The following is a 13,545-nucleotide window of genomic DNA, read 5'->3' on the forward strand; positions in this document are numbered from 1 at the left end:
CGCGGGTGGTGCGGTGATCAGTGCTGCGATTGCGAGAGGTGCGGTCACGGGTGGTGCGGTCACGGGTGGTGCGGTGGTGCGGACCGGTGGGCGGTGGTACGGAGGGGGACTGCGGCGCCGCACGCGGACGGCAGGTCGGCGGCTCAGCTCGGCAGGATGAGTCCGGACTCCCCGGCGAGGCCCGGGCGTCCGACCGGGGTGGCGCCGTTCTGCTGGAGCCGGTCGACCAGCAGCGCGGCCAGCGTGCCGAGCTCCTCCTCGGTGCGGGACTGCGCGGTGACGTCCATGCCGACGGTGAGGACGCCGTTGACCTGGCCGGTGCGCGCGGTCCGCAGCGGGGTGCAGGTGAAGCTGAAGATCTGCTGGATGCGCTGGGCGTCCGGGCGGCCTGACTGGATCCGGACGTCGTTCAGGACCGTGCTGCGCCCGGTGTGGTAGGCCTCCACGACGGCCTGCTGGAGTCCTGCCGCGCCGAGCTGCGGGTAGGCCGCGCCGATCGCCCCGTACGCCGCCGGGGCTCCGAAGGTGTCGGCGTGCTGGGCGTTCGCGTAGCGGATCTCCTGGCCGGGGCCGTCGGTGAGCATGATGGGGAACGGGGAGCCGTCGAAGGCGGCGAACATCTCCTGCTGCTGGGCGAGCAGGTTGTCGCGCAGCCGGATCTCGGAGAGCAGCGCCTCGGCGAGGTGCTGGATGTCGCGCAGCCGCTCGCGTCCCCACTGCCGGGGTTCCCGGTCCAGGACGCAGACGGTACCGATGACGGTTTTGGTGTCGTCGACGAGCGGGGCGCCGAGGTAGGCCCGCACGCCCAGTTCGTCGACGACCGGGTTTCCGGAGAACCGGGGGTAGGCGAGGATGTCGTCGAGCGCGAGGGGGGAGCGCTGGGCGACGACGTGCGGACAGAAGCCGTGACTCAGCGGCATCTGACGGGTCGGAAGATCGAAGGCGATGCCCCGATCGGCCCAGGAAGCACCTTCTTCGGACGCGACGTCGCTCGAGTTTGGCGGAATGTAGAGCCCCCGGAACATCTGGCGCTCGTCGTTGATGAAGTTGACCATCGCGATGGGAGCGCGGGTGATGCTGGCGGCCAGGTGGGCGAAGCGGTCGAAGGCCTCGTCCGCGGACGGTTCGTTGAGACCGAGGCTGCGCAGCCTGCGGGTCCGCTCGGACTCCCCGGGGGCACCCGGGAACTGGCCTTGAGTGCTCATCACATCAGTCATGGCGCACATGTAATCAGACATCAGGGCGCTTCGGCTCGCTCGGTCCGGTTCGTCACCTTTGCTGATGAACAGTCAAAGCCGCATGTGAGCGGCCGCTCAGCAGGTTGTCGCGACGGGGAAGGATCACTCCCCACTCGGCGTCACGACCAAACACCTCAACGTCAGGACGGGCCGATTTCCGCCAATCGAAGATCGACTCTGGGTCAGCACAGGAGACCCATATGACAATGAGCCCTGCCGAAGACACGGACGGTATTCCCAACCCCGGGAAAGCCGCCCCGAGTTCCGCTTGCACCGATTGCAAAGGGGCAGTCGGCCACCACCACCTCCACACCCCACTCACCCTCGGGGGCGGCCGAAGCGGCTTCGACGGCGCGGACGGAGGCACGGCACACCCCTGACACGAGAGGACCCCAGCATGGCGATGGACTACTTCACCGACGAGCGCCACGAGAGTCTCCGAGCGGAGGTCCGTGAGTTCGCGGAGAAGGAGGTACGTCCGCACGTGGCCAGGATGGAGGCCGAACGGAACGTCGAGGTCGAACTGTCGAGGGAGATCGCCCGACGGGGATGGATCGGCGTGACCATTCCGCGCGAATTCGGCGGAATGGGACTGGGGCACCTCGCCAAGACCGTCATCGTGGAGGAGCTCGCCCGGGTCAGCGGTGCCATGGGCGCGGTGGCGCAGGCCTCGCAGCTCGGTGTCGCCAAGGTCATCCACTTCGGCTCGAACGCCCAACGGCGGTACTGGCTGCCGAAGTTCGCCTCCGGTGCGGCGCTGCCGACCATCGCCGTCACCGAGCCGGAGTCGGGCGGCCACGTGCTCGGGATGTCCGGCACCGCCCGTCGCGAGGGCGGCGAGTACGTGCTCGACGGCCGCAAGTGGTTCGTCGGCAACTCCCACATCGGCGACGTGCACGGGGTGATCCTCCGCACCGGCGAGGGCAGCCGGGGCCTGTCCGCGTTCCTGGTCGAGAGCGACCGCCCCGGCTTTCGCGCCGGGGAACTCGGTTCGCAGAGCGGCCTGCACGGCTTCAGCTTCGGCGAGATCGTCTTCGAGGACTGCCGCATCCCGGTCGCCAACCGGCTGGGCCTGGAGGGCCAGGGCCTGGACGTCGCCTACTCCTCCTCCACCCTGTACGGCCGGCTCAACCTCGCCGCCGTCGCGCTCGGCATCCACACCGCGATCGTCGCGGACACCGCGCGCTTCGCGGAGGAGCGGGTGCTCTACGGCAAGCCGCTCAACCAACTGCCCAACATCGCCCTGAAACTGGGCGAGATGCAGTCGCGGCTGATGACGGCGAAGCTGGCCGCCTACCACGCCTCGTACCTGCTCGACCACGGCAGGGCCTGCGACGCCGAGCTGATGAACGCCAAGCTCATCAACACCGAGTACGCGCTGGACTCGGCGCGCAACGCCATGGAGATCCACGCCGCCCGGGGCCTGCAGGCCGAGTTCAGCATCGAGCGCTACCTGCGCGACGCCACCCATGTCTACCCGCCGGCCGGGACCTCGGACGTCCAGCGGCTGCGGCTCGGCCAGGTCGCCTGCGGCACCTACGGCAAGCAGTGGTCGGCGGAGCTGTCCGACCTGGCGAGCTGGGCCTGGACCGAACTGGCCCAGCGGGAGGCCGCGGTGGAGTTGCAGGTGGTGGGGGGCGGGCAGGTGGTGCCGATACCGCTGGCGGGTTGAACCGACGTGGCCAACGGGCTGGACCCGCGGCACGTCGGCGCGAACCGGCGCATCGGCAAACCGGCCTGGCGAACCGACGGCCCCGACCGGCCGGACGGCGTCGAAGCCTCCAGCATAAGCGGTTTGACCTGTTCCTGACGGCTCTCCGGGAGACCCCCTGGCCCCCGGAGAGCCGCCTGGGGCGCTCCCCCCGGCCGACCTGAGCTGCGACGATCCGACGGCGGACGCTCCGTCCGCGCATCTCCACCACCGCCATCGACCCCTCACGCATCGTCAGTTGATGTTGCGACGAGGGCGCATGGGGCTGATAGCGTTCCTGCCGTCGGCGGCCGTGCTGCACCTCCGTCCGGACGATGACACCGCGTCACCCCGTCCGGCCACCCCGGCCGTGGCGCCCTGAAGCCCCGGCCGGACCGCGGACAGGCCCAACCGCCGTTCGGCCCAGCGACTCGGCCCTGCAACGAGGAATCAGATGCCAGGCATATCGGCCCACCGCACGGGCCACCGCGCCGGCCGGTCCGGCTCGCTCCGCAGCTCGCTCCTCGCCCTCGTGCTGGTTCCCAGCCTGGGCCTCGCCGCCGCCTGGGGCTACGCCGCCTACCTGCTGCGCGACGCCGGACACCGCACCGCCCTGATCGCCGGCAGCGCCGTCGTGGCCCTGGTCCTGCTGGTCAGCCTGGTCCGCGGCATCCGGGCCGCCCGGGCCCTGTCCGCCCGCCTCTCCGTGCTGCGCACCGACACCCTCGCGCTCGCCCAGGACGAGATCCCCGAGGTCGTCGGACGGCTGCGCGCCGGGGAGCCGGTGCCCACACCGCCCGCCTGGTCGCCGTCCCGGCGGGCCGGCGACGAGGTCCAGCAGACCGCCGACGGCCTCGCCGCCGTCCGTCAGGCCGCCGTCGCCGCCATCGTCCACCAGGCCCAGGGCCGCGAGGGGACGAAGAAGGTCTTCCTCAACATCGCCCGCCGCACCCAGATCCTGATCCACCGGCAGATCAGCATGCTCGACGCCCTGGAGCGCGAGCACGAGGAACCCGAGCTGCTGCGCGAGCTGTTCGCGGTCGACCACCTCGCCACCCGGATGCGGCGCAACGCCGAGAACCTCGTCATCCTCGGCGGCGCCCTGCCCGCCCGGCGCTGGCGTAACGCCGTGCCCATGGTCAACGTGCTGCGCAGCGCCGTCTCCGAGACCGAGAACTACGCCCGGGTCGTCGTCCAGGGCGTGCCGCGCGCCTCGCTCAGCGGACAGGCCGTCGCCGACGTCATCCACCTGATCGCCGAACTCATCGAGAACGGCACCACCTTCTCCCCGCCGTACACCCAGGTGCAGGTCTCCGCGCAGGAGGTCCCCAAGGGCCTGGCGGTCGAGGTCGAGGACCGCGGCCTCGGCATGACCGAGGAGGAGTACGAGCGGCTCAACGACTACCTGGCCAACCCGCCCGAGCTGGACGTCTCCGCCCTCGGCGACGACCTGCGGCTGGGCCTGTTCGTCGTCGCGCGGCTGGCCGCCCGGCACGCCATCCAGGTCACCCTGCGGCCCTCGCCGTACGGCGGCACCCGGGCCGTGGTGCTGGTGCCGTCCGTGCTGCTGGAGCAGGCCGAGCAGCCGGCCGCAGTCGCCGGGCTGCCGTCCGGCGCGCGGGTCACCCGGACACCGGTCCCCGAGCCGCTGCCGACGGCGGGCGGCGACCTCGGCGGTGCGGACGGGGAGCTGTCGGGCGCGCTGGCCGGGGTACTCGGCGGGCTGCTGGGCGGGGGGCCGGGGGCTCCGGTGCCCGGGGCCGCGCCTGGTGCGGCCGATGGGGCGGGTGCGTCTTCGGTGCCCGGGGTGCCTGGGGTTCCTGCGGGGCCCCGCGTGGGTGACGGTGCGGGTGACGGCGGTGTGATCACCGGTGAGCTGCTCGCCCAGTACTCCCTGGGCGCCGCCCCAGCTCCGACCAACGGCGGTCTGCCGGTCGGCGCCGAGATCCCCGGCCTGCCCGGTGCCGTGGTCGTCCCCCGGCCCGTCCTTCCGCAGCCGTACGACCTCCCGGTCGGCGAGCCGTCGGCGGACGGGCGCACCGTGGACGGACGCGCTGGGGACGGACGCGCTGGGGACGGGCGCGCTGGGGACGGGCGCACGGCGGACTCGGTGGTCGAGCCTGCGGCCGTGCCCCTCGACGGCGCCTGCGCCGACCGCGCCCAGGAGAAGCGCTTGGAGCACGGCCAGGACGGCGAACTGCGCACTCCGCGGGTCCTGCCGCAGCGGGTCCGCAACGCCAGCCTCGCCGAGCAGCTCCGCGAGGCCAACGCCCCCGGCGTCATGCTGCCCCCCGTGGTCGGCCACCCCGCCCGGACCGGGCCCCAGTCCGGCCCCCGGCACGGCGCCCCCGAGGCCGACGACCCGTCACCGCAGCGCTCCCGCGCCACCATGGCCGCCATCCAGCGCGGCACCCGGACCGCCCGCGCGGCCGACCCCGACCCCTACACGCCGATCACGCCCACCGCCCCCCAGGCGCCCGCCGCGCCCCACACCCCGACCGCGCCTTCCGCCGTCCGGGATGCCTCCGCCGTTCAGGAAGCCAAGGAACAGCAGTGATGACGCAGCACACCGACACCCAGCGCGACCTCAACTGGCTGCTGGACCAGCTGGTGGCCCGGGTACCCGAGACCCGGCACGCCATCGTCCTCTCCGAGGACGGTCTGCTGGTCGGCATGTCCCGGGGCCTGGACCGCGCCGACGCCGAGCACCTCTCCGCCGTCGCCTCCGGACTGCAGAGCCTCGCCCGCGGCGCCGGACACCGGTTCAACGGCGGGCGGGTCCGGCAGACCGTGGTCGAGATGGACCAGCTGTTCCTGTTCGTCACCACCGCCGGGCAGGGCGCCCGGCTCGCCGTCCTCACCAGCGAGCAGGTGGACGCCGGTCTGATGGCGTACGAGATCAACGTGCTGGTCAAGCAGGTCGGCCAGTACCTCACCGCGGCGCCACGCAGCGACGCCGGCCAGGTCGGCGCGGGTGGCGGTGCGTGACCGCCGACGCCGACGAGGCCTGGTTCTACGACAAGGACGCAGGCCATCTGGTCCGCCCTTACGCGATCACCAACGGGCGCACCGGCCCGGTCCGTGACGGCTTCGCACTGATCACCCTCGTGGTCACCGCCGACCCGCGCACCGACACCAGCCGGCTCACGCCCGAACCGGCCGCGATCATCGACCTGTGCCGCGAGCGCCCGCTGGCCGTCGCCGAGATCGCGGCCACCCTCGACCTGCCGGTCAGCGTCGTCAAGGTGCTGCTCGACGACCTGGCCGAGGCCCGGCTGATCCTCACCCGCGCCCCGGTCCAACTCGCCGAGGCGCCGGACATCTCGCTGATCCAGGCCGTGATCGAGGGCGTCCGCCGGCTCTGACCCGGCGGGGCCCCCACCCGCCCCGCATCTCTCAGTCCCACTCCAGGAGACCCGAATTGACGACCCAGAGCCTGGTGCCGGGCGCGGTCAAAATCCTCGTCGCCGGCGGCTTCGGCGTCGGGAAGACCACCATGGTCGGCTCGGTCAGCGAGATCGAACCGCTGCAGACCGAGGAGCGGATGACCCGCGCCAGCATCGGGGTCGACAACCTCGACGGCGTCCAGGGCAAGTCCACCACCACCGTGGCGATGGACTTCGGGCGAATCACCGTCCGCGAGGACCTGGTGCTCTACCTGTTCGGCACGCCCGGGCAGTTCCGGTTCTGGTTCATGTGGGACGACCTCGCCCTCGGCGCCCTCGGCGCGATCGTCCTCGCCGACACCCGGCGGCTCGAATCCAGCTTCGCCGCCGTGGACTTCTTCGAGCAGCGCCGCATCCCGTTCGCGATCGGCGTCAACTGCTTCCACGGCCGCCGCGACGCCAGCCCCGAGGCCGTCCGGCGCGCTCTCGACCTCGGGCCGGACGTCCCGGTCGTGCTCTGCGACGTGCGGGAGCGGGCGTCCAGCAAGGAACTGCTGCTCGCCCTGCTCGACCAGGTGCACCGCAACGCCCTGTCCGCCGGGCGGCGGTGAGGGCGCGGGGTTCGGCTTCCCCGACGGTCTGGCAGGCGCGGACGGTCGGGCCGGCGCGGACGGTCAGGCGGTGACCGGGGTGCGGTCGGCGCGGTCGGCCGGGTCGTCGAGTCCGGCGAGGGCGTGCACCAGCGGCGCCAGCTCCGGGACCTCCGCGGCCTGCGCCAGGGTCGCCTCCAGGGTGGCGTCGTGCACCGGGCGGGCGGCTGCCAGCAGGGTGCGGCCCTCCGGCGTCAGCTCGGTGTAGATCCCGCGCCGGTCGTCGGCGCAGAGGTAGCGGCTGAGCAGCCCGCGATCCTCCAGGCGGGTCACCAGGCGGGTCGTCGCGCTGCTGCTCAGCGCCGCGGCGCGGGCCAACTGCTGCATCCGCATGTGCCACCCGTCCTGCCGTGACAGCGCGTCCAGCACCGTGTACTCGACCACCGAGAGCCGGTGCTCCGCCTGCAGCGCCTTCTCCAGCGCCGTGTCGATCAGCCCGTGCAGCGCGGCCAGAGTTCGCCAGCCACGGGCCCGGATCTCGGCCGCGTCGTCGCGGATCCCCATCGCTCGCCTTCCCTTCCGTTTCCCTGCGCGTTCCGCCTTCCCCTGCGCGTCCCGCAATGTCCCTCGTCAGACAAGTATGCCAGTCGGCGCGGATTACCTGTCTGTGCAACTAATTTTCCTTATACCTCCCCGCCGGATCGGCCCGTCCGCCGGGTCGTTCGTATCCGTTGGGAGGTGGCGGCGGCCGTGCTGTGCCAGGTTGGCGGCCGAATCGGCCTCCCCGGCTATCCCTCCTCCCCGGCCCAGGCGGCGGAACAGAGCGCGGTGGCCAGCTCCTCGGTGTAGCTGGCGGCCGCCAGCCAGGCCCCGGCGAAGGCCTCGTGGTCGTCCGGGACGACCCGGCCGAACACGTCGCGGCGCTGGTCGACCGCGGCGGCCCGCAGGGTGTCGAGCAGCTCGGCCGCCGTCGCCAGCCCTGCGACGCGCAGCAGGCTCCGGTCGGCGGCCGCCGTGACCGCGCCCGGGGCCAGGGCGTGGCGCCCGGTGGTGACCGTCTGCTCGACCCGGCGGCCGAGCACGTGGGCCGGGGGGCCATACGGCACCGGGGCCGGGAGGCCGGGTGCGGCGTCGGTGGGTGGCACACCGACGGGCGCGGCGGTCCCGGGGCCGGTGGCGGCAGGGCCGGCGGCCGGATTGGTGGTCTGGAGGTCGGCGGTCTGGAGGCGTTCGAGGCCGAGGTTGATCCGGCCGGCCCGGTCGGCGGGGACGACGAGCGCGGGGAGTCCGGCGGGACCGGGGGCTCCGGGGCCGGCGGTCCCGGGGTCCGCCAGGGGCTCCGGGGGTGTGCCGATCGCGAGCAGGCGAAGCTCGGGACGGTCCGAGCGCTCCAGGCGGCCGATCACCCGTAGCCGCAGGCCGGGCGCGGTGGCGAGCAGCGCGAGGTTCGCCCGGAAGGCCAGCCCCGGGTGCTCGTGCCCCGCCCGCAGGGCCACCACCAGAGCGCCGTCGCCGCTACCGGCGCCGGTACCGACGCCGCCCGCGCAGCGCGCCAGCAGCTGCGGCGCCCCGCCCTGGCCGGCCGGGGCCGGGGCCGGGCCCAGCAGGGTGACGTCCAGGAACAGCAGATCGCTCCCGGCCGGTCGGCTCTCGTACGGCAGCGACTCCGCCGCGAGCGCCCGCGCCACCTGGGCGCCCGCCGGTTCGGCCCAGAGCGCGGCCGGCGCCCCCGCCGTCCACGCCGCGCCCGCCGCCCGGACCGCCCGGACGGAGGCGCCGGCGCCCAGCCGCCCGGCGGCGGATCGGGTGGCGCCCTGCACGGCCAGCCCGGCGCGACTGAACTCCCGGTGACTGAGCGGGGCCTCGCCCAGCCGGACCGTCCGGTTGCCCGCCCCGACCGCCTGCGGGGCGGCGGCCGCCGCGTCCCCGTGCGGCATCACCTCGGCCACCGTGCTGAGCCGGCCGTCCGCGTCCACCGCCCAGCTCACCACCCCGGCGTGGGTGGCCGTCAGCACCGGTTCCGCGAACAGCCCGTACAGCCGCAGCCCGCCCTCCTCGCCGTACACCTGGCGGGCGGTGCCGCGCAGTCCGGCGACGGGGCCGAAGCCGGTGGTCAGGGCGGAGGTCAGGGCGGTGGTGAGGTCCAGCAGGTCGCGCAGACCGGCCACCAGGTCCGCCAGTCGGTGGTCCGGCGCCCCTGAACGGGCCGCGCGCACCCGCGTCACCACGGCGACCGCCGCCGCGGCCGGGCGGTACAGCCCCGCCAGCCGCGCCCGGTGGGCCGCCCGCAGCAGCTCGGCCTGCGCGACGGCCCCCGCCCCGCTCACCCCGGCTGCCAGGATCGCGCACCCGGCCCGGTGGAGGTGGCGGGCCGCCGCCAGTTCGAGCGCGGTGAGCGCGGGCTCGGGCTGGTCTGCCTGGTCTAGCTGGTCGGGCTGGTTCGGCTGCTCGGTCGGCTTGGCCGTCTTGGCCGTCTTGGCCGGGCCGATCGGCTCGGCTCGCTCGGGTGGCTCGGCCGTAGCGGTCTCCTCGGCCGGGTCGGCCAGCGGGCAGAGCGTGACCGCGGCGGCCCGGTGCACGCAGGCCGGGGCGAGCAGGCAGCCGCAGCGCACGTCGGATGCCTCCGCGACCACCCCGCCCGGGGCGTGCAGCACGAGCACCATCTCCTCGTCCACCTCCACCCGCCACTCGTCACCGCTGCAGGTCACCGGCCGCTCCGCCAGCTTCGCCGCCGCGCCGTCCAGCCGCTTCTGCAACCGGGCGCTCAGCCCGGCCACCACCTCGGCGACCACCTCCGGCCGAACCGTCGGCCAGCCACTCGTCCGCTCCGCCACGCTCATCGCACCTTCTCCCCCACCCAGCGGGCCAGTTCCAGCGGACTCAACGCCGCCACGGGCATGCCGGCCGCGACCAGTTGGCCCGCGACCGCCTTCGAGTAACGGGCCGTCCCCGTGTCGTCCAGCGCCGCACAGCCGAGCAGGTGCACGCCGGAGTCCACCAGCGCCCGGGTCTGGGCCAGCAGCCCGCCCACCGGTCCGCCCTCCTCGAAGTCGCTGATCACCGCGACCAGCGTCCGGGACGGCACCGTCACCAGCTTCCGCGCGTACCGCAGCCCGCTCGCGATGCTGGTGCCGCCGCCGATCCGCACCTCCAACAGCAGGCTCAGCGGATCCTCCACCCGCTCGGTCAGATCGACGATCTCGGTGGAGAACGCCACGAAGTGGGTGCTGAGCGAGGGCACCCCGGCGAGGATCGACGCCGTCAGCGCCGCCCAGACCGTGGACGCCTCCATCGACCCGGAGACGTCCACGACCAGGATCAGCCGCCAGTCGGCCGCCTGCCGGGCCCTGGTCCGGAACACCGGACGCTCCGGCACGATGATCGTGCCGCCGTCCCCCGACGGGCGGGCGGTGGCGAGGTTGGCCCGGATCGTCCGGTCCAGGTCCAGCCCGCCACCCGGTCGACGCGTCGGGCGCGGCACGCTGATCCCGGTCAGCGCCGGGCGCAGCCTGGTCGCCAACTCGCGCGTCAGCTCGTCCACCAGCCGCCGCACCAGCGGACGCAGCCGGGCCACCCGCGCCTCGGGCAGGCCGCCCGCATGCTCAAGCACCGTGCGCAGCAGATCGACCGACGGGCGGACGGCGCCCGGCTCGATCGCCTCCAGGACGTCCGTCCGGCCCCGCGCCACGGCGGCCGCCAGCACCTCCTCCCGAACGCCCGGCCCGAACAGCGCCGACAACTCCTCGGCCCACTCGCGCACCCCCGGATAGGGCGCCTCGCGTCCGCCCCGTCCGGTCCGCCCGTCCAGGCCCGGGCCGGAGCCCTCGCCGCGCCCGCTGCCGTACAACTCGTCGAGGGCGGTGGCGAGTCGGGCGCTGCGACCGCTCAGGCCCCCGCTGCCGGGGCGGCCGAGGAGCAACCGCCAGCGCTCGGCCGGGGCCAGGGCCTGCGGGGCGCCGGACGAGGCCGGGAGGGACCCGCCGCGGTGCGGTGGTTCGGGCGCGCCGGTGGCCGGCTCCGGGACCCCGGCCACCGGCGGCAGCAGACCGCGACGGGCCAGCGCCGCGCGGGCGGCCAGATCGGCGCGGACCCAGCCGGCCAGCACGGCGGGCGGAACCTCCTCGGGCAGGCCGGAGAGCCGGGTGCCCAGGCGTTCCTCGACCAGGACCAGCAACCGGTCCCGGGCCGCCGGGCTGAGCGAGTCGAAGCCCCCGCGCAGTGCCGGCAGCCGGTCCAGAAAGGCGGAGTCCGGCAGCGACGTGACCCGCTCCAGCAGCGGGTCCAGCGCCTCCGGCGCGGTGGCGAACAGCCCCTCCGCCGCCGTCAGCAGACCGACCAGCCCGCGCCCGAGCGCATGCCGCGCCTCCGGGCCGGTCGCGCCGTCCACCCACGAGGCCGTCCGCCCGCCCAGCACCTCCGCCCGCTCCCGGCCCAGCAGCACCCGCACCGCCCCGGCCGCGCCGCGCACCAACGGACTTCCCCGGTCAGCGAGTTCGGCCAGGGCGTGCCCCAACCGCAGTCCACCGTCCAGATCCGCCCGCCGCGCCAACTCCACCAGCGCCCGCGCATCCGCCGGATCGTCCGACCCGCCCAGCCCCTCCAGCTGCCGCACAGCCGCCACGGTCAGCAACTCGCCCACCGCCCCCAGCCGATCCGCACCGTGCCCGACAGCGAGCCCACTACGGGGGGGCGATGGTTCGGGGATGTCGACGGCAGCGGGCGCGGCGAGGTGGTGAGACGTCGGCTCGCCGGGAATGCCCGCCACACCGGGGGCCGCGCCCGGGGCGCCGCCAGGGATGGGGGTGTAGCCCGGGATGTGGCCGGCGGTGAGGCGGTCGAGGAGGGCCAGGGCGTCGAGGAGTTCGGGGAGGGTGCCGGAGGACGGGAGGACGGTGGCGAGTTGGGCGAGGCGGGTGTCGACGAGGCCCGGGAGGCCGCAGGCGGCCGCGTCGGCGAGGCCCTGGAGGACCTCGCGGGCGGTGGGGCCGTCGACCTGCTGTTCGCGGCGGAGGCGTTCACGCAGGGCGCCTTCGGCGGCCTGGGCGGGGGTGACGCCGCGGGTGCCGGCGACGGTGAGCACGGCGGCGGTGGCCGGGGTCCAGTGGAGGCGCCAGCGGGTGCCGAGGGCTTCGGTGCCGCCGGCGCCGGTGGTGGTGACGGGGTCGGCGTAGGGGACGGCGCAGGCCGCGAGGCGTTGGAGGAGGATCTCGCGGTGGCGGTCGAGGGGGGTGCGCAGCGGGTCGAGGCGGAGTTCGCGGGGGCCGGGGTCGGCGGGGTCGGGCAGGCCGAGGTCGGCGAGGAGGGTTTCGGCGGCGGGGGCGAGCCCGCTGCGCGGGGCCGCGGGGGTGGCGCGGCCGGTGCGGGTGCCGATCAGGACGCGTTCGAGGGCGCGGGCGACGGCCCGGCCGCGGCCGAGGGGTTCGCCTTGGGCGAGGACGGTCTGGACGGCTTCGACGAGTTCGCCGCGGCCGGGTGCGGCGTGGCCGCGGAGGCGGGCGAGGTCGCCGGCGAGGCGGACGATCTCGCGGGCGTCGGCCGGGCCGGAGGGGTGGTCCTGGCTGCGCAGAGCCTCGCAGATCCGGACGGCGGTGGTGGTGAGCGCCCGGGTCAGCTGGTCCGGGTCACCGCCCGCGTCGAGGACGGTGTGCTGCCATTCGGGGTCGCGGATGCCCGCCGGGTAGCCGGAGCGGGCGTCGAGCAGCGGGTAGGTGTAGGGGATCAGGGAGAGGACGTGTCCGGGGTGGTCCGGGTGCGGCGGTTCGTCGGTGGCGGCGGGGCCGTCGAGCAGGGCGGGCGCGTGGAAGGCGCCGACGACGGCGGCGACCCGGCGTCCGCAGGCCGCCGCGGCCCGGATCCGGGCGCGCATCCAGGCTTCGCGCCGCAGGTCGTACGGATCGACGCCGGGGCCGGTCTCGGCGTCGCGGCGCAGCGCCCAGCCGACCAGCAGGGCGGCGCGCCGGACGGCGTCGGGGGCGGAGCCGGGGGCGGCGGTCTCGACGAGGCGGTCCCACAGGTCGTCGTCGGAGTCGCGCCCGGTGAGGCGTCGGCGCAGCGCGTCGGCGACGCCGGGGGTGTCGGGGGTGTCGGGGGTGTCGGGGGTGTCGGGGGTGTGCCGGTCTCCGTCGCTGGGCGCGGTGCGGTGGGCGAGCGGGAGGTCGCAGGCGAGCACCTCGACGCCGTTGCGCCGCGCCCAGCGCAGGGCGACCAGTTCCGGGGAGAAGTCGGCGAACGGGTAGAAGGCGAGCCGCCCGGGGCCGGGACCGGGACCGCCGTCCGGGCCGTCGTCGGGACCGGCCGGGGCGGCCGGGGCGGCCGCAAGGGCGACCGGGGCCTCGGTGACCTCGTCCGCCAGCCAGCCGAGCCAGGGCTGGAACTCGGCGGGGAGTTCGACCAGCACCACCTCGGGCTTGGCGGCGTCGAGCAGCGCGGGGAGGACCGCGCTGAGCGACGGTGCGTGGTGCCGCACGCCGATCAGGTAGGGCCCGGGCCGGTCGGTGCCGGCGGCGGCCAGCCGGTCGATCTCGGCCTGGACGGCCCGGCGCGGGTCGTCCAGGTGCCCGTCGGCCAGGTGCCCGTCGGCCGGGTGCCCGTCGGCCGGGTGGGAGGGGCCCGCCGGGGCGGGCGTCACCGCGCTGCTCATC

The 13,545-nt window shown here is 75.1% G+C and carries 9 protein-coding genes; 5 read left to right on the forward strand and 4 right to left on the reverse strand.

Annotated features, from left to right (window positions below; all coding sequences use genetic code 11):
- Nucleotides 1-143: 143 nt before the first annotated feature.
- Nucleotides 144-1,217, reverse strand: a complete 1,074-nt coding sequence (locus ACIOJE_RS28385) for a GAF domain-containing protein (RefSeq protein WP_400779879.1) — start codon at nt 1,215-1,217, stop codon at nt 144-146.
- Between the two features lie 424 nt (nt 1,218-1,641).
- Here ACIOJE_RS28385 and ACIOJE_RS28390 point away from each other — a divergent pair, with 424 nt between their 5' ends.
- The 5 genes from ACIOJE_RS28390 to ACIOJE_RS28410 all read left to right on the forward strand — a co-directional run bounded on the left by ACIOJE_RS28390 (nt 1,642) and on the right by ACIOJE_RS28410 (nt 6,925).
- Entirely contained in the window at nt 1,642-2,910 is a 1,269-nt protein-coding gene (locus tag ACIOJE_RS28390; protein WP_280681208.1) for an acyl-CoA dehydrogenase family protein, read from the forward strand.
- Between the two features lie 472 nt (nt 2,911-3,382).
- Nucleotides 3,383-5,485: an ATP-binding protein gene (locus ACIOJE_RS28395; protein ID WP_400779881.1), complete on the forward strand. Its 2,103-nt coding sequence runs from the start codon at nt 3,383-3,385 to the stop codon at nt 5,483-5,485.
- Nucleotides 5,485-5,916, forward strand: coding sequence for a roadblock/LC7 domain-containing protein (locus ACIOJE_RS28400; protein WP_280680943.1), 432 nt, complete (start codon nt 5,485-5,487; stop codon nt 5,914-5,916). Before ACIOJE_RS28395 ends, ACIOJE_RS28400 begins: the two co-directional genes overlap by 1 nt.
- Nucleotides 5,913-6,293, forward strand: a complete 381-nt coding sequence (locus ACIOJE_RS28405) for a DUF742 domain-containing protein (protein WP_280680941.1) — start codon at nt 5,913-5,915, stop codon at nt 6,291-6,293. The genes ACIOJE_RS28400 and ACIOJE_RS28405 overlap by 4 nt, the downstream gene beginning before the upstream one ends.
- Nucleotides 6,294-6,349: 56 nt before the next feature.
- A complete protein-coding gene (locus ACIOJE_RS28410; protein ID WP_400779883.1) occupies nt 6,350-6,925 on the forward strand; it encodes a GTP-binding protein in 576 nt (191 codons plus the stop codon).
- Nucleotides 6,926-6,988: 63 nt separating this feature from the next.
- On the opposite strand, the gene ACIOJE_RS28415 is transcribed toward ACIOJE_RS28410, so the two are convergent.
- From ACIOJE_RS28415 to ACIOJE_RS28425, 3 genes are all read right to left on the reverse strand, one after another.
- Nucleotides 6,989-7,468, reverse strand: a complete 480-nt coding sequence (locus tag ACIOJE_RS28415; RefSeq protein WP_400779885.1) for a MarR family winged helix-turn-helix transcriptional regulator — start codon at nt 7,466-7,468, stop codon at nt 6,989-6,991.
- 224 nt (nt 7,469-7,692) lie between these two features.
- The gene (locus ACIOJE_RS28420; RefSeq protein ID WP_400779887.1) at nt 7,693-9,744 is read right to left on the reverse strand and encodes a hypothetical protein; all 2,052 of its coding nucleotides are present in this window, start codon (nt 9,742-9,744) and stop codon (nt 7,693-7,695) included.
- Nucleotides 9,741-13,544 (reverse strand): DUF5682 family protein, encoded by a 3,804-nt coding sequence (locus ACIOJE_RS28425; protein WP_400779889.1) that lies wholly within the window; start codon nt 13,542-13,544, stop codon nt 9,741-9,743. The genes ACIOJE_RS28420 and ACIOJE_RS28425 overlap by 4 nt, the downstream gene beginning before the upstream one ends.
- Nucleotide 13,545 lies beyond the last annotated feature (1 nt).

The organism is Kitasatospora sp. NPDC087861, assembly GCF_044742585.1.
GTDB lineage: Bacteria > Actinomycetota > Actinomycetes > Streptomycetales > Streptomycetaceae > Kitasatospora.

Bases quoted from the DNA above. Each gene is read 5' to 3' on its own strand.
- ACIOJE_RS28420 (WP_400779887.1), bottom strand. From the start codon at position 9,744: ATGAGCGTGGCGGAGCGGACGAGTGGCTGGCCGACGGTTCGGCCGGAG.
- ACIOJE_RS28390 (WP_280681208.1), top strand. From the start codon at position 1,642: ATGGACTACTTCACCGACGAGCGCCACGAGAGTCTCCGAGCGGAGGTC.
- ACIOJE_RS28415 (WP_400779885.1), bottom strand. From the start codon at position 7,468: ATGGGGATCCGCGACGACGCGGCCGAGATCCGGGCCCGTGGCTGGCGA.
- ACIOJE_RS28425 (WP_400779889.1), bottom strand. From the start codon at position 13,544: ATGAGCAGCGCGGTGACGCCCGCCCCGGCGGGCCCCTCCCACCCGGCC.
- ACIOJE_RS28400 (WP_280680943.1), top strand. From the start codon at position 5,485: ATGACGCAGCACACCGACACCCAGCGCGACCTCAACTGGCTGCTGGAC.
- ACIOJE_RS28395 (WP_400779881.1), top strand. From the start codon at position 3,383: ATGCCAGGCATATCGGCCCACCGCACGGGCCACCGCGCCGGCCGGTCC.
- ACIOJE_RS28385 (WP_400779879.1), bottom strand. From the start codon at position 1,217: ATGACTGATGTGATGAGCACTCAAGGCCAGTTCCCGGGTGCCCCCGGG.